This is a genomic window from Pelagicoccus sp. SDUM812003, assembly GCF_031127815.1.
GTDB lineage: Bacteria > Verrucomicrobiota > Verrucomicrobiia > Opitutales > Opitutaceae > Pelagicoccus.
Genome location: NZ_JARXHY010000028.1, coordinates 1 through 20,733 on the forward strand (window position 1 = coordinate 1; position 20,733 = coordinate 20,733).

The 20,733-nt window shown below is 57.2% G+C and carries 10 protein-coding genes; 6 read left to right on the top strand and 4 right to left on the bottom strand.

Annotated elements, in window-relative coordinates:
• The 5 genes from QEH54_RS21835 to QEH54_RS21855 all read left to right on the top strand — a co-directional run.
• On the top strand, positions 1–1,485 hold a 1,485-nt coding region (locus QEH54_RS21835), incomplete at its 5' end, for a glycoside hydrolase family 2 TIM barrel-domain containing protein (RefSeq protein ID WP_309020850.1).
• Positions 1,486–1,774: 289 nt separating this feature from the next.
• Entirely contained in the window at positions 1,775–3,586 is a 1,812-nt protein-coding gene (locus QEH54_RS21840; protein WP_309020851.1) for a family 43 glycosylhydrolase, read from the top strand.
• Between the two features lie 29 nt (positions 3,587–3,615).
• Entirely contained in the window at positions 3,616–4,998 is a 1,383-nt protein-coding gene (locus QEH54_RS21845) for a family 43 glycosylhydrolase (protein WP_309020852.1), read from the top strand.
• A 284-nt stretch (positions 4,999–5,282) separates the two neighbouring features.
• Positions 5,283–8,750: a LamG-like jellyroll fold domain-containing protein gene (locus QEH54_RS21850; RefSeq protein ID WP_309020853.1), complete on the top strand. Its 3,468-nt coding sequence runs from the start codon at positions 5,283–5,285 to the stop codon at positions 8,748–8,750.
• A gap of 155 nt (positions 8,751–8,905) precedes the next feature.
• Positions 8,906–9,100, top strand: coding sequence for a hypothetical protein (locus tag QEH54_RS21855; RefSeq protein ID WP_309020854.1), 195 nt, complete (start codon positions 8,906–8,908; stop codon positions 9,098–9,100).
• 138 nt (positions 9,101–9,238) lie between these two features.
• On the opposite strand, the gene QEH54_RS21860 is transcribed toward QEH54_RS21855, so the two are convergent.
• Both QEH54_RS21860 and QEH54_RS21865 read right to left on the bottom strand, forming a co-directional pair.
• Positions 9,239–11,020 (bottom strand): NPCBM/NEW2 domain-containing protein, encoded by a 1,782-nt coding sequence (locus QEH54_RS21860; RefSeq protein WP_309020855.1) that lies wholly within the window; start codon positions 11,018–11,020, stop codon positions 9,239–9,241.
• A 137-nt stretch (positions 11,021–11,157) separates the two neighbouring features.
• Positions 11,158–11,832 (bottom strand): response regulator transcription factor, encoded by a 675-nt coding sequence (locus QEH54_RS21865; protein ID WP_309020856.1) that lies wholly within the window; start codon positions 11,830–11,832, stop codon positions 11,158–11,160.
• A gap of 309 nt (positions 11,833–12,141) precedes the next feature.
• Here QEH54_RS21865 and QEH54_RS21870 point away from each other — a divergent pair, with 309 nt between their 5' ends.
• A complete protein-coding gene (locus tag QEH54_RS21870; RefSeq protein WP_309020857.1) occupies positions 12,142–14,232 on the top strand; it encodes a sensor histidine kinase in 2,091 nt (696 codons plus the stop codon).
• Positions 14,233–14,489: 257 nt separating this feature from the next.
• Here the strand turns inward: QEH54_RS21870 and QEH54_RS21875 are convergent, their stop codons facing one another.
• Complete coding sequence (locus QEH54_RS21875) at positions 14,490–15,575, bottom strand: glycoside hydrolase family 43 protein (protein WP_309020858.1); 1,086 nt, start codon at positions 15,573–15,575, stop codon at positions 14,490–14,492.
• A gap of 154 nt (positions 15,576–15,729) precedes the next feature.
• On the bottom strand, positions 15,730–19,500 hold the full coding sequence (locus QEH54_RS21880; protein WP_309020859.1) for a TonB-dependent receptor plug domain-containing protein: 3,771 nt from the start codon (positions 19,498–19,500) through the stop codon (positions 15,730–15,732).
• Positions 19,501–20,733: the final 1,233 nt, after the last annotated feature.

Here is a 20,733-nt window from a genome sequence, read left to right on the forward strand (position 1 = left end):
GGCAACAGCGTGGGCAACCTGCAGGACTACTGGGACGTCATCGAGTCCTACGACATCATGCAAGGCGGCTTCATCTGGGACTGGGTCGACCAAGGTCTGCTCGCTCATGACGAAAACGGAAACGAGTATTGGGCCTACGGAGGCCACCTCGGAGGGGCTCACCTCCAGCACGACCAGAATTTCTGCCTCAATGGCCTCATCAATGCCGACCGCACCCCTCACCCCGCGCTCTTCGAAGTCAAAAAGGTCTACCAGTTCATCAAGTTCAAGAACTACGATCCGAAAACCAACAGCATCGAGATCGCGAATGGATTCGACTTCACTTCGCTCGCCGATTTTCAGATCAGCTGGACCCTCCTCGAGAACGGTGTGGCAATAGCTAGCCGTGCGCTACCGACGCTCGACATCGCCCCCGGCGAATCCCGTCGTGTTACATTGGATACGCCTGAGTACGACGAGAGCGCCGGCGAGTACTTCCTGAATCTTTCCGCGACACTCAGCGTCAAGAAACCGCTGCTCGCCGTCCATACCGAGCTGGCCTCCGAACAATTCGCTCTTACCAGCGTTGTCCTGACAAGCGCGACCCCAAAGACTTCCACGAATAAAAACCTGAACGTCGACCAGCAAAACTCCACGTTGCTCGTTTCCGGACAAGGCTTCCAAGTCGCTTTCGACTCCCAAACCGGCTCCCTCACCGAGCTGTCCTACTCGGGTCAGCAAATCCTCAAGGAAGCATTGAAACCCAACTTCTGGCGGGCCCCGACCGACAACGACTTCGGCTACCACATGCCGAAAACGCACGCCGTCTGGAAGCAAGTCACCGAGAAACAGAGGCTCTCCGACTTTTCCCACAAGCGCCTTTCCGATGGATCGATTCGCGTCGCTGCCAGATACGATCTGCCCGAGGTCAAGGGGTCGCTAGAGATCGTCTACACCGTCGCTAACGACGGATCAGTACTGGTGGAAAATCGCCTTTCAAACCTATCAAATAAACTTCCGGATCTTCCGAGATTCGGAAACAATTTCATCCTCCAAGAGGAATTTGCCAACGCTTCGTGGTACGGACGTGGCCCCTTCGAAAATTACTCGGATCGTAAAACCGCGGCCTTCATCGGGCGATACGACTCTAGCGTTAGCGACCTGTTCTTCGCCTACGGCCGGCCCCAAGAAAATGGATACAGAACAGACACGCGCTGGCTTGAGCTGACGAACGACAAGGGCCGAGGCATCGCCATTCTCGCGGTTGATACCCCCTTCGGCTTCAACGCCCGCCACCAGTACGATTCCGACTTCGACCCTGGTACGGAAAAAGCTCAGCGCAAGGTTAGCGACATTTTTCATCGCCCCTTGGTTAGCGTAAACATCGACCACTCGCAGATGGGTGTCGGCGGAGACAACAGCTGGGGCTATCGCCCTCACGACCAATACCTGATCGCTCCTCGCGATCTTTCCTACGCCTACAAGATAACCCCGGTCCAAAACTAACCTGCAGAGCCCCACCCCCTCAACGCGCTTAGAGCCACTCATCCACCCTGTCGTCTCAACGCCGCAAGCTGCAGGACTTTTTCATCTTAAAACCTATGTCAGCAAAGCTGCTTTCACCCCTTTTCGCCGGACTGGCGCATCTCCTTGTTCGTCGAGGAGGCATACAATCGAAGCGAAGTGTTCGTAAACGGACTACCCGCTACGTATCGTTCCTATGAATACATCTTATTCATGCTTCGCTAAGCGCCCAGCGAGCGCATCAACAATCCCCTTATTCAGACCAAAACCTATGAAACAAGCACTTGCCCTTTCCCTCAGCGCCCTCGCTGCCTCCTTGAGTTTCGCAAATTCGGATACAGCCTACCTTCTCACTTCCTTCCGCGATAACGGAGACGGACTTCACCTCGCATACTCCTACGATGCGAGAGACTGGACCGACTTGGACCAGGTTTACCTCGAACCCACCGTTGGCTCGAAGCTCATGCGCGATCCGCATATTCTCCGCACCGACGACGGCACCTACCACATGGTCTGGACCTCCGGCTGGTCGGACCTGGGCATCGGCTACGCGACCTCCGAAAACCTGACCGACTGGTCCGAGCAAAAATACCTGCCACTGATGGAGGATGTTGAAGGCGCCAATCAGTGCTGGGCTCCAGAAATCTACTACGACAAGAAAAAGAAGTCCTTCGTCATCGTCTGGTCCACATCCGTGACCGACAAAAGAACCGGCGAAACCAATTTCAGGGCCTACTATTCCCTCACCAAAAACTTCGAGACGCTCAGCAAACCCAAGATCTTGTTCGACCCTGGGTTCGACAATATCGACACGACCATTCTCAAACAGGATGACGCCTTCTACGCCATCTTTAAGGAAACGGACGACCAAGGGGCCAAAGATTACGGATCGATCTACGCCGCCAAAGCCAAGAAAATCACCGGTCCCTACGAGGTTCTGGACCATGTGATTCTCAAAAAGGAACAAGCGGAGGGTCCTACTGTGGTGGATACAGAGGATGGCGTTTACGTCTACTTCGACTACTATACCGACCATCGATACGGGGCCCGCGTTTCGACCGACTGGGAAACCTGGAAGAAGCCTACCGATGACATCGCCTTCCCTGAAGGCCAGCGCCACGGCTCTATCTTCCGCGCCCCAGAGAGCCTCGTCGCATCGCTTATCAGAGAAGCCGCCTCCGTGGCTCCTGCTCCCGCCCTGCAAGGCGAGTTCACCGCAGACCCCGCCATTCGCGCCTTCGGCGATCGCTATTATATCTACCCGACTTCGGACCGCCCCTACTGGAACACCAAGGAGTTCGCCGTCTGGTCATCGCCTGACCTTGTCGAATGGAAAAAGGAAAACGTCTTTCTCGATCTCCGCGAAGATATCAGTTGGGCCAACAACAAGGCATGGGCTCCCGACTGCATCGAGCGCAACGGAAAGTACTACTTCTACTTCTGCGGGGAACATAACATAGGCGTCGCCGTGGGCGACTCCCCGACCGGCCCGTTCGAGGACGCTTTAGATCGCCCTCTCATCGACAACGAAACGATCAAGACCTTCAGCATCGATCCCTACGCATTCATCGATGACGATGGCCAAGCTTACCTCTACTTCGGAAACGGCACGCCTACCGTGTATCGACTAAACGATGACATGATTTCTTTCGATGGCGAACACGTGGAGTTCCCACTGCGCGACTTCCGCGAGGGCATCGTGGTCTTCAAGCGAAACGGAAAGTACTACTTCATGTGGTCCATCGACGACGCCCGTAGCCCAGACTATCGCGTTGGATGGGGTGTATCCGATTCCCCATACGGGCCGGTCGTAAGCCCAGACGCGGAGGAGGATTTCATCGTGCTTCGTCAGAACGGTCCGGCCCAAGGCACCGCCCACCACAGCATAGTCAATGTTCCCGGAACCGATCGATGGTATGTCGCCTACCATCGTCACGCCGTTCCCGGCGGTGGTGGCTACAAGCGCGAGACCTGTATCGTACGCATGGAGTTCGACGATCAAGGCAACATCCTGCCCATGGATCCGATGCAACCCGCTTTCGAGAAAGGCGACGTCGGAGAACCAATCACTCTGGCGAAATAGAAACAACCCCGATCCGAAAGCGCCATTCGATGTCTAAACTAATTTTGTTCACGGTTGTCCTTGTGTCGCTCGCTGAAGTCTCAGCGAGCGGCCTTTTCGCCAATGCCTCCGGCGAGGAACCGGGCAACGGAAACCCGATCCTCCCCGGCTACTACGCCGACCCTTCGATCGTTTCGTATCAAGATACTTACTACATCTACGCCACGATCGACCCGTGGGGCGGTGAGACGCTCGCCTGCTGGGAATCGAAGGATTTCAAGAACTGGACCCTTCACCAACTGAACTGGCCCACCAAGGAGGCCTGCACCAGCCCCAGTTCCATGGGAGCTATGGTCTGGGCTCCATCTGTCGTGCAAGCTCCGGATGGCAAATTCTACATGCACGTCTCCGTTGGCAGCGAAGTCTGGGTGGGAGTAGCTGAGCATCCACTTGGGCCATGGGAGAACCCTCTCGGCGACCAGCCCATGATCTCCGCGGACTTCGCCAAGGAATACCATATGATCGATGCCCAAGCCTTCGTCGACGATGACGGGAACGCTTACCTCTATTGGGGATCTGGCTGGAACTGGACCAACGGACGATGTTTTGCCGCCAAGCTCAACCCGGACATGGCGAGCTTCGACGGCGAAGTCAAAGACGTCACCCCGAGCAACTACTTCGAAGCTCCCGTCATGGTGAAGCGCGACGAGCGCTATTTTCTGATGTATTCAAATGGCAAGACAACCATCGACACCTACCAGGTTCACTACGCCATCGGCGACTCCCCGCTCGGCCCCTTCAAGGAAGCGAAAAACAGCCCGATTCTCGTCACCGACCACGCCCGAAACATACTTTCTCCCGGTCATCACACCGTATTCGAACAAGATGGACAGCATTACATACTCTACCATCGCCACAACATTCCCTTTGAACCGGTTCATCGCCAGATCTGCGTAGATGAACTCAACTTCACTCACGACGGATTGATCGAAACCGTGACGCCTACTCACCAAGGACCGTCCCTCATCGCCAATCGACGTGAGGATCGCAGGCCAATCCCCTCGATTGCCACCGCCTCCAGTCGCAGAGACGAGCGCGTGAGAGCCGCCCACGCCATCGACGACAACTACGCTACCCGATGGGAGGCTGCCGCTAATGACTCGCTACCCACCCTGCAGCTGGAATTCACATCGGTCACCACAGTTTCAAAACAAGAGCTCATCCCGCAATTCGGATGGAAACCTCAACTCTTCCGCATCGAGAGCTCGATCGATGGCAAGCAGTGGGAGACAGTTGCCGATTTTACGAAAAACCCTGTCATCGGCTCGCCTATCGCAATCGAGAAGCCCGTCTCCTGCAAATACCTTCGCATCCAGTTTTCCGGCTCAGAAGAGTCCCATACCGCCTCCCTCTTCGAGTGGCTCGCCTACTAGAACCTAGGGTCCAGGTAGTGGGACCCGGTAGCGTGGTCTCACTTTCACCCGATTAGGGGATAGGAGAACGGGATTTGATCCTGTAGGCTGAGGCTTGAAAGACACCCCCTGCCCCAAGCTCACCATTGCTGCTGAGAGCGCTCTACCGAGTCCCTCCAAGAGGGCTCGCTGTATCCAGATTCCAATCACAATTCTTAAACAGTGGAACCTCTAAGCGTCCGCCTCCGAGCTGACCCTGAGCGTTCCGCATGCCCCGACTCAACCCACACCAAGGAGATCTCGATATGAATAGAACCCCATCGTTTCAACACCACACGGAGCATCGCTTCCGACAATCGCGGGACTTTTCCCGCAGGGGGCTCTATGGCCTCGCTCTTGCCCTTCTACTGACTGCTCAAACCGTCGCCCAAGATCACACCGTTGCCTTCGAAACAGAGGCCGAAGGCGAATACAAAGGCCTTGATCTCTGGGGCCTCGACACCGCCTGGCTTTGGGACGCCAACGTCATTCGCGGCGTCAACTTCATGGGCAAGCCGCAAACCGATGTCATTCGTTTTTCCTTCACTGGCGACACCCCCATCGTGGATGGAGAGCTCACCGGCAGCGGAATCGACGAGTTCAACGAGCGTATGCGCATCGTCGATACCTACACCAAACCCGAGACTGTCCTCTATCTCAACAACGACACGGAAAACTGGGATAGCAACCCCTACCTCAACGGCAGCGGAGTCGATCCCCTTCGCTGGGCGGAACTGATCGCCGTGACCGCTCGAAAGGCCGAAGAGGCGGGACGGGCCGTCATCTCCGTAGCCCCTTTCAACGAGCCGGATCATGGTACCTGGCAAGGCGATATCAGCCGTTTCGGCGACGTGAGCTGGAGGCTGCGCTGGAGCGGAAACTTCCCCGCGTTCAGCTATTCCGTTCCTCCCGAGCAGTTCATCAGTATCATGGGCGGCAATACACTCAACAACGATCAGGCCGCCAACTGGTACAATCAGCTAAACGACTGGGGCTATCTTGAAGAAGGAAACACCCATCAACTCGCTGGCAGTTTCGATACCTACGCGGCCTTCTACCAAACCGTCGAAGCAAACGGCGATGTGGCCACCAACGACGAACTCCACAACGTCATGGAAGCCATGGTGGGAGCCGAATACGGCATGGACGTGGGCATCTGGTGGGGCACCGCCGAACGCGCTCGCGGAGAGTTCGTGAAAGCGAGCGACGGCATGCGGCTCGCCTACGCGGAAGACCGTCCCAACTGGACCGCCGCCTCCGTCTATCGCGCCCCCGATGGCAAGATCCAAGGCTTCGTCGGCGAGTCGGAACGCCAGGCTGATCAGACCACCTACCGTTTCTTCTCCAAGGATCGTCCGGTCTTTTTCGACGGCCATGGTCCGCAGCGCTTCTTCGACGTCACCACCACCGGCGGACCTGGCTATCAGACCTCCAGTCACAAAAACGCGGAACGCGTGGTCAACATCACTTGGGGCGACGACGTTCAGCCCGTTATCGATGGTCGCTACTATCTCGTAAACCGGGCCAGCCTGCAGGTCATGGAGATCGCACGCGGCAGTGCCGACGCCGGGGCCAATATCGAACAGAGCAACTACGCCGCAACCCCCGAGCAACTCTGGGACGTCAATCCGGTCCCGCGCGATATCGGAGGCGACAACAGCTACGTTTCCCTGGTGAACGTAAACAGCGGCATGGCGCCTGACATTTGGAACTGGTCCCTCGAAGACGGCGGCAATATCGCCCAATGGAATACCAGCGAGTATCCAAGTTCCAATCAGCAGTATTTTCTCGAGTACGTAGAAGATGGATGGTTCTCCATCGGCAGTCGATGGAGCGGCTTGTACCTCGCCGGAAACGGTTCGAATGTGGAACAACAGGCCAATACCGGCAGCTACGCTCAGCAGTGGCGACTCGTTCCAGCGGACGCCGATCCGACCGACTTCGCTGCTCCAGGGAAACCCAAAGGCGTAAAAGCGATCGCCAACGCCGCATCGGTGACGATAAAGTGGAAACCCAATTCGGATAGCGACATCGATAGCTACACCGTGCTGCGGTCGACGACCAACGGCGGCCCCTACGAAATCGTGGCTCGCGAGCTCACCGGCAACGCTTTCACCGACAACAGCGCCACCGAATCGACTCCCTACCATTACACCGTGCAAGCGCTGGACAAATCCGGAAATCGTTCCGCGAGTTCCGGCCAGACGAGCGCCACCCCAACTGGCGATCCCGCCCTTGTGGCTCGCTACGACTTCCAGCTCGACGCCGCAGACGCTTCGATCAACGGAAATCACGCCTACCTCAATCCCGGAGCACGCTTCAGCCCAGGTGGCCTCGACGGAAGCTGCCTCGCACTCGACGGAGGCTCCGTCAGCCTGCCGTCCGACGTGGCCAGCCATGATCAGCTGACCATCGCCACCTGGATCAACTGGAGCGGCGGCGCTTCGTGGCAACGCATCTTCGACTTCGGAAACGGCGCCGAGCAATACCTCTTCCTCACCCCCGCGAATTGGGACGGCCAGACCATGCAGTTCACCATCTTCGACGATGGAGTCGCGGAGGAGCTCTACACTGCCGCGCCCGCCGTCGGCGAGTGGACCCATGTCGCGGTAGTCATCGGAGACGGCGAGCTTCAGCTGTACGTCAATGGAACTCTCGCGGACTCCAAAAGCGCCACGCTCAAGCCTTCCGACTTTGATCCAGTTATCAACTACATCGGCAAGAGCCAATTCCCTGACCCGCTGTTCAAAGGAGCTATCGACGACTTCCGCATCTACAACTACGCCCTCAGCCAGCCCGACCTCGCCGATCTGGCCAGCGCCACTCCTTCCGAGCTCCCTCCCGTAGCCGAGATCTACCTCGAAAACGCCGACTTTGAAGCCGGTGTAGGCAGCTGGCCGGAGTTCGACGGTTTCGACAACCCGGATCACGACGTGCCGGGCTGGACGAACTACTCCATCACCGACGCAGGCGTCGAAGCTGGAAACGCCTGGTGGGGGACCTACGAAGGCAGCTTCTCCGCCTTCATGGCCCCAGGCAACGCCGCCTACCTGCTTAGCGAGGACACCATCGAAGAGGGCGACGAGTTCGAGCTTTCCTTCGTCGCCAAGACCTGGTCCGGCGGAAGCTCCGAATGGACCGCGACCTTGTTCTACGACGATCCAGCCAATGTCATCGGTAGTTACGTCATCACTACCACCGGAGACTGGACGGAATACTCCTCCACCCTGGCAGCCACATCGGAATCGGTTGGAGGAAAGCTGGGTATTCTGTTCACGAATACTGGCGACAGCTTCGCGAACATCGACGACGTAGCCATTCGCCGGATCGTCGAAGAGGGTCCTCCCTCCGCTCTCCTCACCGTGGATACGGAAACCTTGTCTCCCCCGAACCACAAGATACGAGACGTGCAGATCAAGGTATCCTTTTTCGACCCGTCCCTCGACCCGCAAGCCGCCGGCCTAAACGTCAGCTGCTACGTCGTAAGCAACGAGCCTGACAACGGAAACGGAGATGGCCACACCACTGGAGACGTGAATGGATACGATGGCTACACATCACCCGTTCCCATGAACCTCACCTTCGACGGAACGTCCTTAGTAGGCACGATCCAACTACGAGCTGAACGCAGCGGATATGGCACGGGACGTGTCTACACCATCGTTTGCGATCTGGTAGACGGCTCGGGCAACGCGCGAGCGACAAGCGCCGAAGTCATCGTACCGCACGACTAGCGGATCCCGAAAAAAATTACCCCTTATGTAGCAAACTGCGAGGGAGCTTCGTGACGAAGCTCCCTCTTTTTCATTCACTCGTGGTGACCTTTTATCCCTATTCTAAAATCACATTTTCATCCATACCCCACTAGACCCGTCGTGCCTAAAAAAACATGCCCCCTCGATGGCATGCTCTTTCTATCGCCGTATCCAACAGCGGCCTACACCGCGTCACGGACGTCCCCCAATATCGCCCGTTCCGCAACGCCCGCGGCAAGCTCTTCGACATGGCCGACCGAGGCGACCACCTAGAGATTCTGCGCCAACGCACCGACCTCGAGGTGACCGGGATACGAGAATCTGAATGAGGCCCTCGGGCTTTAGTTTTCGAAATCAGACTATCCCGAAACAGCTCGAGCGCCGTCGAAGCTACCTCCGGTTCAGTCTATTCGCTTGCTATTCGCAAACGAAACAAATGGCACCCGTTTCCATCTTCTGGATACTATCTAGCGAAGCGGGGTCACGCGATAGAGCCCTGCCCCATGCTGCGGAATCTCCCGCGAGAACACCTTCTGGTAAGTCCCCAGATCCTCGCCGGACCAAAGATCTCGCACCTTGGCTTTCTTCGATAGTCCAAGATCCTTGAAGCGGACCGACACCTCAGTGTCCACATCGGTCGACCCGTTGGTTTCTTCCGCAAGCGCTGCGAACATGACTGAGCCATCCTCAGTGACCACGCCTTTAGTCGTGAAACGCTCATACCCCTCCGGCAAGTCGAAGATGATCTTGGATTCCGAGTGCGTACCGATTCCCTCCAACAGTTGGCCGCCCACCATCAGCGGCTTGTCCTCGCAAGTGCGGTTAATACGGGGGCTTCCCCAACCTGCGTCGGCATAGACCCATTCAAGCTCGGTCAGCTTCAGCGTTCCTTTCGGTCCGTGCAAGGTAGGCTCCACCCAGACAACGTGATCCCAGCTAAAACCATCGCCCCCGTTGGTCACGAACAACGCCAAGCGGGACGCCCCGGTTATATCGAGCTCGATCTCCTGCGACTGTCCCTTTCCGGCGATCACCGGACTGGCGTAATCCGCCGAGGCGAAATCCAGCGATTCCCCCTCGCTTTGAGCGTTGAACAGAGCCAGGTATTTGTCATCGCTGCCTGGCACGTCGGCCATCCAAACGATGTGGTTGTTTTTTCGATACACCTGGCGATTGTTCACGCTGTTCTGGTTAACCTCTAACATCGCAGGATGGGTGAGCATTTTCAGCGTGAACTCATCCAGCCTTGTCATATCTCCCCCGAAAATCAGCGGAGAGCGAGCGATGCTCCAAAGCGTCATCAGCGTGTACTGCTCGTCCTTCGTGAAATGGGTGGGACGGTCGAACTCGATGATGCCGATTGGCAACATATCCGCATCCGGCCAAGCGCCCGAGCGTCGGAAAGGCGTCCAAGCATCGCAGCGCTCGAACATTGCCTTCAGCAGTCCCCATCGATCCCAAAAGTCGTCGGTGATACGCCAAAGATTGGCGTGCTGCATCACGTGCTCTCCGACTTCGATGGGGGTCGCTCCCGGCGAAAGGCTCAGCACCATTTCACGGCCCGTCTTGTCGATGGCATTGCGGATCGCCTCGATCTCCGCCTTCTGCACCTGGTCGTAAGGTCGTGAAATGTCGTCCACCTTCACATAGTCGACGCCCCAATCCGCATACATCTGAAATAGGGAGTCGTAGTAGGCCTGGCCCGCTTCGGTCGTCGCATCGACGCCATACATATCAGGATTCCAAGGACAAATCGATTCGACGATGCCAACATCCGCTGCCGTGGCATCCGTGTCGAGAAGCGGCGTGTTTCGCTGCACGGCCTGACGCGGGATCCCCCGCATGATATGGATGCCGAAACGCAATCCCTTCGAGTGAACGTAATCCGCCAGCGGCTTGAATCCCTTTCCACCGGCGGCCGATGGGAAACGGTTCACTGCCGGCGTAAGCCGACTGTACTCGTCCATCGAGAGTTCCGCCCCCGGAGTGTAGTGGTGTCCTTTCGCGTTGGGCTCGTACCATTGGATGTCGACCGTCAGAATGTCGTAGCCCGACGGCAAGAGAAGCTCCGCCATCGCATCCGCCTGCTCACGCGTCTGGGCTTCGGTGATCGTCGTCCCGAAAATGTCCCAGCTGTTCCAACCCAATGGCGGCTTCGGAGCGAAGTCCCAGTGGGACGGTTCGGCTGACAAGGAAGCTGCCGTCAACAGCAGGGCGCTAAAAAGAGGGAGTATCCGAGAAGTTTTCACGATGAAAATGAGCTAAGGAGTTAGGTCTGAATCGAATGGTTGAATACACTGCCGAGATAGCGAATACGCGCCATCACAAGCAGGTTTCGCAATTGTATTGAGATAACGTATACTACGTTCGCTTGCTGGAAGGGACGCTAGTCAAGGTGCACGATGCCATGCCGTATCGCCGTAATCGCCGCTTCAGTGCGATCGCGCACACCGAGTTTGAAAAACAGGGTTTTCAGGTGCGACTTCACCGTCTCATCGGAGACATGGAGGCTCTGCGCGATCTCCTTGTTGCTACGGCCTTTGATCAAGGACTCCAAAACCTCCCTCTCCCGTTCCGTCAGCAACTGGCGCTGGGAACGCTCCGCAAGACGTTCGGCAACTTGGCGGGGCAGAACGTCTTCCCCATAGAATACGCCTCTTATCGTTTCTGCGATTTCCTCCACCGACATGTCCTTGAGCAAGTAGGACTTTGCGCCCGACTGGATGGCCCGATGAATGTCCTCATCGAGGTCGTAGGTCGAAAGAACGATGATCTTCGCCGCCGGATGCTTTCGGCAGATCGATAGGATCGCCTCCGCTCCCCCCATGTGATGCATGCGCAGATCCATCAACACCACGTCCGGCAAAACATCGTCGTAGACCTCGATAGCCTCCTCCCCGTCGCATGCCTCCGCGACCACCTCCATGAAGGGCTGGCTGTCCACCAAGGATATGATTCCCATTCGCATGGAGGGATGATCGTCCACCACCAGGATGCGAATCGTCACCGCAGTTTGCGCTTCAGGTTCTGGAGGAACCGCTCTTTCTAGTTCAGAACTCATTGCTTCGTGAAAAAAAGGGACGAGGTAGCCGCCACTCGCCCTTTCGGAAAAACTACCACAGTTCCCGCCCGCTGACTCTCACCCATTCGGGGGATATCACAGGTGCGGCCTGCGCTAGCTCGCGCCCCCTCTGCCGAACAACAGCGGACTTCTTCCATTCAACTTGCCCCGCATCCTCTTTGCTATAGGGTGTGACGGCAGTATTCACACATGGAATACCACCAAACACCACCGTTCGGCTGCCCCCCGCGCGATGGAACAACCTCCCTACATCTAGTCACCCAGCCGCTCCTCCAAGTCGCCACCCCGATGACCGTTTCTAGACTGACCTTCCTCTTCTCGATCTGCGCCTTCGCGTGTCAACTCCTCGCTCAAGACAAGACGGAGCCTCCGCTTACCACCGCCGCTCAAATCCGAGCCCTCACCCCTGCCCAGGCCGCTGAGCAGTTCCCCATCCGCCTACGCGGATGCTTCATGGCTCGCGAGTCCCACTCCTTCTCGATGCAGGACCATACCGACGGGATTTTCATTTTCACATCCTCCGAGGACGTCAATGTGGACTTCAAGCGAGGAGACCTGATCGAAGTCATCGGCTACACCAATCCTGGCGACTACGCTCCCTGCGCCACCGCGACTTCGGTGACGTTGATCGGAAAGACCGAAGTGCCCGCTCCCCTCCCATCCACCATCGCCCAGCTCTATTCCGGTCAGATGGACGCTAAATGGGTCGAGATCGAAGGCATCGTTCACCGTGCGGAGATCCTCCCCAACCTGCTGATAAAACCTCCGGAGGCCCTGACGCCAGAGGGCGAAAACCTCTACACCAAGCTCAAACTCGTCTCGGGAAACCACGAGCTGGTGGTCGAGATGCAAGACGTCGTGGACCCGAACACGCTTCTCGATGCGAAGATCAGCCTAGTCGGGCATTGCTTCTACCTGCACAACGGAAACCGCCAGTTCGTCCGGCCCATTCTCCACACACCGATCGGCATCAAACCGAACATCCTCCAGCCGCCCGTCTACTCCGGCTTCGCCCCCCCTCCCCGCCCCGTCTCGAGCCTTTTCACCTTCGACACTTCCGAAGGAAACCACGGCCACCGCGTGCATGTGCGTGGAGTCGTCACCCACCACCGACCCGGCAGAGCGCTATGGATACGAGACGATACCCAGAGCTTGCAGATTCAAAGCTCGCAAGAAGAGCTCCTCGCCCCCGGAGACCTGGTCAGCGTCCTGGGATTTCCCACCCCTGGAACCTATAGCCCCGTGCTGCAAGACGCCGAGTTCAAGAAGCTTGGAAAGGAGGACTGGCCGAGCCCCATCGACATCGAGCAACTCAATATGATCACCCGGCACGACTCCGATCTCATTCGCCTGAAGGCTACATTGCTCGAAGTCCAACGCTACCCCGAAAGCATCGAACTGACCCTCGACGGCCTGGGCACCACGGTCCGAGCCTCCCTCATCACCAACGCCGAGCTCGGCTCATTGCCCGATTGGCGACCGGGAAGTCTCGTATCCGTCTCAGGCATCGCCACCGTCGGCGAAGGCGAAACCATTCCCCTCAACGGCCTTTGGTGGTCCGAGTCGCTTCACGTGCTCCTACGCTCTCCCAACGATCTCGCCATCATCACCGCTGCTCCGTGGTGGACTCCCAAGCGCGTCTCCTACGCACTTGCCGCCTTCCTGCTGATCGCAGTCGTCACGATCGCCTTCGTAGTCTTTCTTTCGCGCCAGCGCCTCGGGGAGCAAAAACAACAACGAGCCTTGGCAGAATCCGAGTTTTCCGCCATCCTCTCCGAACGAAACCGCGTCGCTCGCGAGATCCACGACACCCTCGCCCAAAACCTCGGAGCCATCTCCGTTCAGCTAGAGATCGTGCGCACCGACGCTCGAAATCTGGGCCAGAACACCCAAAAGCACATCGCTACGGCGCACAAGCTCGCTCGAACTGCTCTCGCGGACGCCCGCGACTCCATCTGGAACATGCGCTCCCAGGTTCTCGAAAAATACGACCTCGGGGGCGCGTTGGAGCGTGTCGCCACCCAATTGACCGACGACACCGACATCTCCATCGACGTGGATATCATCGGCAAACGCCGCCGTCTTCCTCCCGTAGTTGAAAACAACCTACTGCGCGTGGGACAAGAGGCTGTCACCAACGCATGCAAACACGCTCGCCCCAACAACATCAAGGTGGAGGTCTCCTACCAAAACCGCCGCGTAGAGCTATCCGTGATTGACGATGGCATCGGATTCGACGTCGCCTCGGTGTCCCCAGAAACCAACCACAGCTTCGGGCTCGTAGGCATCCGCGAACGAATCGAACTCCTCGGAGGAGACGTCGAGATCCGCAGCGAAAAAGGCCGCGGCACACGCATCCGCGTCAGCGTGAGCGACTAGAGGACTCGTCCCAATTGAGCTGAGTATCCATCTTATCGATTCAAAGCATTCCTCTCGCAACGAAACTCTCTCGGATGAGCCCTGCAGACTCGAAACCAGACATGCGCGTCATGATCGCAGACGAACACCCCTCCATACGATCGGTTGATCGCCTTGACCGATAGCCAATTAGTCCCGACAGTATAGCGAGGCGTGCGAAGTCTACCACCCCCCGACGTGGCATCGTCCATCTGGTCGAACGACGCCATCAAGTCCGATCAATTAGGCTCCCCGTCTTCCGCTGGCGGAGTTCCAAAAAAAGGCGTTCCATCTTCATTCCAGCCCAGTTCGATCGCTCGTGTAGCCCGGTCCGGATTATACAGAGGCTCGCCCTCGATGCGTTCGTAGTTACGAGCATGATACAGCATGATATCGGTCCTGCCGTCAGGTGATGTCGTAAAGCTATTGTGCCCGGGACCAAACTGCAGCGTCGTAGCGTCGCTCTTAAACACCGGCTCAGGGGTTTTGCTCCACGATGCGGGATCGAGCAGATCCGCATCATCGTCGGCGGTCAGCAGGCCAAGACAATAGTTCGCGTCCGTAGCGCTGGCGGAAAACGCGACAAACACCTTCCCGTTTCGGATGAGCGCGGCCGGAGCCTCGTTCACCCAGTGCCCCCGCTTCTCCCATTCGTACTCCGGTCGAGAGATACAAACTTGCCCTCCCACGATGGACCAGGGCGTATCCATCTTTGCGATATAGATCCCCGTGCCTTCAAAGTCGCTACTATTCTGGGTCCATACCAAGTAGCGCGTCTCCCGATGCTGGAAGGTCGTAGCATCCAGCGTAAAAGACTCCCAATCCATCTCGATCTTCCCCTTTTCGACCCACTCGCCTTGAAGCGGGTTCGCGGACGCGTTTTCCAATACGTACATGCGAATATTCCACACCGCCTCAGCCTCTCCCGCTGCGAAGTAGATGTACCATCTTCCATCGATGTAGTGGATTTCTGGAGCCCAGATATGGGCGCCCATTTCGCCGGTTTCATGCTTTTTCCAAACAACCTTGGGCTCCGCATCGGCCAATCCGGCTAACGTCTTCGCCCTGCGGAGCTCGATCCGATCGTACTCCGGCCGTGTCGCGGTGAAGTAGTAGTAGCCATCGGAATGAAGCATGGCATGCGGATCCGCATGCTGCGGCAAAAGTGGGTTCGGCCAATCCATCCCCTGCTCCTCGCCCGAGGATTCCGAGTCTCGAGCGACTAGGGAACGCTCTCCAGCGAAGAAAATCGGCAGTAGAAATATCCACGCCGTGAATACGCCGCGTCCTCTCTGCCTAGATACCACCAGATTTTGAATACACATTAGAAAAAACGAATTCATCGAGAATGATCGATTTGAAGATGAGAGTGAAAGCATGGGGCAGATTCGTGCCCACAGGCTTGGGCGCAAAAAGGCGGGGCATCCCACAGGATGCCCCGCCGATGTGCAAAGCGATGCGAATGACTGAGACGACCTGCTAGAACCGGAAGGTGTTGCTGATCGCCCAAGACGTTTCGCCTGGGATGCGCACCTGAGCGATGGTTCCGTCCGGATTCGCCTGAACCGGAATCAGAGCGTCGTCGGCCAGAACGTCGTAAACATTCAACTGAATCGACCAAGTCTTGTCGCCGCCGATCGGCATCTCGTAGGAAACCCAGAGATCGAGGTAGTCCTCGCTCGAGCCCTTGATCGGGTTTTCCAGATCGTTGACCCAAGCATTGGCGTCCGCGTCGTATTTTGGATAGTAGCCGAGATTCGATTCATCCATCCAGCGATACGCCCCGCCGAGTCCGAGGCCCTTGAACTTTCCATCGGAGAAGGAGTAGTTGGTCACCATATTGAAGTGCCATTCTCTCAGCTCGTTGACCAGCTGGCTTTCGGTAGCCTTGGCTTGGTAGTACTTGGCGAGGATTTCCGAACCGTAACCAGTGCCCAAGCGACCCGAGACGCCGAGCTCGATGCCGGGCGATTCCGGAATGTCGTAGAATCCCTTGATGGACCAGTAGTCCATGGCCGGTTGGTCGTAGAGCGAGTAGCCGCCGTCGAACCAGAAGTCCATGCTGTTGGCGATGTATTCATCCCACGACTTCAAAACGTTGGAGCGCACCGCTTCCGCTTTGGAAGCGTTGAACGACAAGCGCCAGTTCGGGGTCGGGTTGGCAGTGAGCTCGTACTCGATACCGGTGGACTCGAGGTCGTTCAGACTCCGTGAGGAGTCGGGCACCTCCCAAGCGGTGATTTCCCAGAAACCGCCCCAGGCCGCGTCGATGCGCTCGAAGTCCATGGCGTTCCAGAAGGTCTGGTCCACCGGACGTGACCATTCCGCGTCGGAGCGGGCGCGATACCACTCCGAGCGATAGGCTACCTCCTCTGCCGTGAGTGGAGGCGCCACATAGGGAAGGTCCAGGTCTGGATTGACATCTCCTTGGGCAACGTAGGTCGGTGAACCGGGCACAGCTGCAGCGCGAATGCGCAGGGGCTGGTTCATGATCTCTGGATGGTCCCTCCAATCGGCGGGCAGCGGAGTGTTGGCGATTCCGGCGTCGTAGTTGCCTTCCCCAAACATCCATTTGTTAACCAGCCACTCAGGAGTCGGCTGCCAGCGATCTTCCGCCGGAACGCCGCCCTCCGAAGGCAATTCACCATGGTGAGGACCGATCTCCCACATCATGCCATCCATGGCTCGGCCTAGGATAGACTTGTTGCGGTTGAAAGCCGGCGCGTCGCCGATGAACGGTGTGTTCTTTTGCTCCGTCTTGTACTTGGTGACCCGCAAAGAGATCTTGTTCTCGAAGGCGGAAACCAGAAGGCTCACGTCCTTGGTCTCTCCCGACGGGTTCGCTTCCTGACGTCCGTAAACGTCGCTGGCCACGTCAGAAGGACGGAAGCTGCTGGAATCGTTGTAGAGCAGCGTGACGTCCATTCCGCCCGGCATCTCCTGACCAAACATATCCAGCAATTCCTTGCCATGCAGAGCGACACTCCAGCTGCGACGCTGGGCATCTGCGTAGATCGGAGCCCGACGCTCTTCGTCGTAAACCCAATTTTCGCTATAGGGCAACACGTTGTTATAGCCAGGCACGCGACCGTATTCCATCCCGTCGATAACGGAGGGAGACGGTTTATTCCAACGCTCGTACTCATCCTCGCGCCAACCAAAGATCGGCACCACCGCGCCGTTCAGCAGGTCGCCCTGCCAGACGAAGACCTTGGAATCAGTGTTATCGTATCCTTCTCCAGCGCCGTCGTAGAGTCTGTCGAGATCGTTCTCCCAGGTCATCAAGCCATAGTCGCTCGTGCCCCAAGCCCAATCGCCATCGCTATTGCGCCCGTTGGCAAGGACGGTCTGGGTCATGGCCGGAGCCTGGCGCGTGGTGACGCCTGTGATGCCGGTGATCTGATCCATAGATGTCGTGTCCAGCATGCTGTCGCTCAGGTAGTGGATCCCGCGCCAGGTCGCATAGCCAGGGTTGCCCCACTCCAAGGCCTCGCTGAACTCCTCGTCCCACCGATAGAGAGCGAAGTTGCGGTCGAAGTTCTCGTACTTCTGCGAAGAGAGAACGCCTGTGAACGTATGATCGCCTATCAGAGTGGCAAGAAAGCTGTCGGAGTCGAAGAAGTCCTTGCCAGAAACCTTGCCGAAAGCCGTCGCGCGCCAGTTTTCCCGCCGCTTTTCGTAGATGCCGCCACGGCCCTCTCCGATCGTGTACAGTCGTCCCACATTCGGGTTGTTGCCTTCGCCATTGCGCAAGGACTCGTTGATATCGATAGAGACTATATTGCCGCCCCACAGCCCTTCCATCTGGTTGGTGTATCCAGAACGGTAGGACTGGTCGTTGTAAGCGAAATTCCAACCGACGCGGTTGTCCCAATAGGACTGGGTGGCGACGAGGTTGACGGTTTCGAAATTGTTGAACTCGGATTTGTTGGGTCCAACGAGATTTTGCTCGCGAACCAACTCCGCGATCGGCCCATCCACGATCATCTGCGTCGGCCACAGTCCCTGGCCGAATCCGCTAAAGTTCCGGCCAGTCTGCGATTCGTAGTCGTCGATGATTCCCATCAAGACCGAATTGCCCGAGTAGTAGTCTTTGCTATTCTTCTCGTGGTTTCCGTTCCCCAGCTCCCAATTGGGATTGGTGAGACCAACGTAGCTTCCCCAGCCACCTCCGTTCACATTGCTCCAGCCGCGAAGCACCATGGCGTCCGCTCCGCTTCCAATGCCCACGCTGTCGCTGGTCGGGTCGCTAAAAAACGAAACCGGATGATCGTCCCATACCTGACCGCCGATCGACTGGGCTCCGTACACGGCTTCATGGGCCCCAAATCCATCCAGCCCCGGAGCGTCGCCAGGGTCCGTCCAGTACTCGTCGTTCAAGACGAGATTGCGGTTGGTGGCCCCATACCAGTTCGATAGGAAGTCGGCAGGCGTGCCCGCCATTGGACGGTTCGCATCGATCTTGCCCCATTCGCCATTCAGGTCGAACTGGGTGAAAATGCCTTCGCCCATCTTCGGCTGCCAGCGGGCCGCCGCGAACAGGCGCTGATCGTCGTTGAAGGTGCCTTTCTGGCGATATTTCCCATCGTTGTTCATCGCCACAACGCGCACGCCCAGCTCGCCGGGAATGATGGTCTGATCGAAGTCGACCACCGTTCGCAAGGAACCATAGTTGTCGAATCGCACCTCGAAGGTACGCCCGCTTTCTCCCAAGACAGGAGTCTTAAGCGTATTGTTGATCAATCCGGCCGGACTTCCCAAACCGAAAAGGATAGAGTTCGGGCCGCGGCTGATGTCGACGCGCGACAGGCTGTACCAGTCGATGGGAATGTCCGAGGGGAAGAAATCTCGCGTGATGTCCGCGCTGTTCAAACCACGAATGCGCGTCGTGCGGTGGGGCTCGACCAGCATGTCTCGAGCGTGGCCCTTGTCCCAAGTGTCGCCACCATAGAAGTTGCCTTCGATACCCGCGATTTCAGTGTTGGTGGTATAAACTAAGAGCTTTTGAAGGTCGGTCGCGCCGATGTCCTTCATAAACTCTGGGGTAATGGCTTGAACGGCCGCCGCGATGTCACGGAGCTCTGTATTGAGACGCGAGCCAGCGAGCGAAGACGTAGCCATGTATCCAATATCATCCGACGTAACCTCGAAGGGCGATAACTCGAATACCTCCTCTTCCTCCTCGTCTTCCGGGGCATTGGATTGAGCGTGCAAAGTAGGCGCGATTAACGACAGCGCGCTCAATGACATGGCGAGATGCTTTGTCATACCCATCCTGCCAGTTAGGTTGTTTTTGAATCTACTCATCTAAGGTTTGCGAGTTTGGTGTTTTAGTAGTCTTTTTGGGGTCCCTGCCAATCCAGCACAGCACAACTAATTAGCTATTGGTTAACAGCATTCGATTAAGCTTAAGCCCTTGGGAAACCTACAGTATGCGATCGACGCGAAGCCTGGGGGTATCTGATTGGCTTGAGTTATTCACTCTGATGGGGAGCGGGGATGATGGCACAGACTATATGCAGCTATGCCAGCCATCTCAATCCCCCGATCGGGGGAAATCGGAGCAAAGCCGGACTCGATGAAGCAAGTCTCGCCACCTAAAAAACAGTTCAACAAATCCTAAAACACATGTCCTCCCGCCGTGAATACGACCATCGCCAAGTGTATCAATACCCTCCCATGAGCAGGTCTTGATCTCCGATCTCTGGCCAGTCTTCCTTGCTGGAAAAGTCAGGCGAAGCTCACTTGGCTCCAGCCGGCATGCGATGCCCCCTCGCATCAAGTAGACGATCGCCTCGGGCACGCGTCTCAATTCGTATCGGGGAGGTCGGCCGAGCTTCGACACCTCCTGTATCAGAAGTTTGATTACGCTTTGTCAGGTCGCTTGGATACACGTCGTTTTCCATCGAATCAACTTGCCGGGCGCGCTTCCGGAAATCCGAGTTTGGGAGATCGCGCGCTTTCCATAGCAACTCGGATTTCCCATTCGCGCGGATTCGCTGGAAACGCGCGCCGCTGCCAACTCGAATCCGTTCAAACAATCGCAAGCGCATGCAACCCGATTTTCAGCCTTAAACTTTTTCGCCTCGATTCCGTAGGTCGTCAGTTGCTGGCGCGCACGATCATCTAGCATTCCGCTTGGCAGACATACTCCTTGGTTGGCCCGTCGATCCCTTCTATCGAGCTACTGATTCGAACACAGTCGGCGGACTCGCTCGATCCTCTCGCCAAGAAGACTGGACGCGCCAGGACCTACCACGCTCGCGAGGCCATCCTCAAGCACCTCGACGAACGGACTCATGCCTGCGGCATGCCCCATCTCCGCTCGCCCAGGGGCTCGCTCCGTCGAACCCCTCTTGCGGGCTTCTCATCCCCATCTCGAATACCTAACCGCCCAGACGCAAAAAAGCCGTCACGCAATGCGACGGCTTTTTTCAACTGGTACCCCGTAGGGGATTGGTTGCCGCAAACGCGGCAAGTCCT

What these genes read in the sequence shown, in the direction of transcription:
- QEH54_RS21875 (WP_309020858.1), bottom strand. Translation starts at nt 15,575, where the DNA reads ATGTGTATTCAAAATCTGGTGGTATCTAGGCAGAGAGGACGCGGCGTA.
- QEH54_RS21880 (WP_309020859.1), bottom strand. Translation starts at nt 19,500, where the DNA reads ATGTCATTGAGCGCGCTGTCGTTAATCGCGCCTACTTTGCACGCTCAA.
- QEH54_RS21845 (WP_309020852.1), top strand. Translation starts at nt 3,616, where the DNA reads ATGTCTAAACTAATTTTGTTCACGGTTGTCCTTGTGTCGCTCGCTGAA.
- QEH54_RS21840 (WP_309020851.1), top strand. Translation starts at nt 1,775, where the DNA reads ATGAAACAAGCACTTGCCCTTTCCCTCAGCGCCCTCGCTGCCTCCTTG.
- QEH54_RS21855 (WP_309020854.1), top strand. Translation starts at nt 8,906, where the DNA reads ATGCCCCCTCGATGGCATGCTCTTTCTATCGCCGTATCCAACAGCGGC.
- QEH54_RS21870 (WP_309020857.1), top strand. Translation starts at nt 12,142, where the DNA reads ATGACCGTTTCTAGACTGACCTTCCTCTTCTCGATCTGCGCCTTCGCG.
- QEH54_RS21850 (WP_309020853.1), top strand. Translation starts at nt 5,283, where the DNA reads ATGAATAGAACCCCATCGTTTCAACACCACACGGAGCATCGCTTCCGA.
- QEH54_RS21865 (WP_309020856.1), bottom strand. Translation starts at nt 11,832, where the DNA reads ATGAGTTCTGAACTAGAAAGAGCGGTTCCTCCAGAACCTGAAGCGCAA.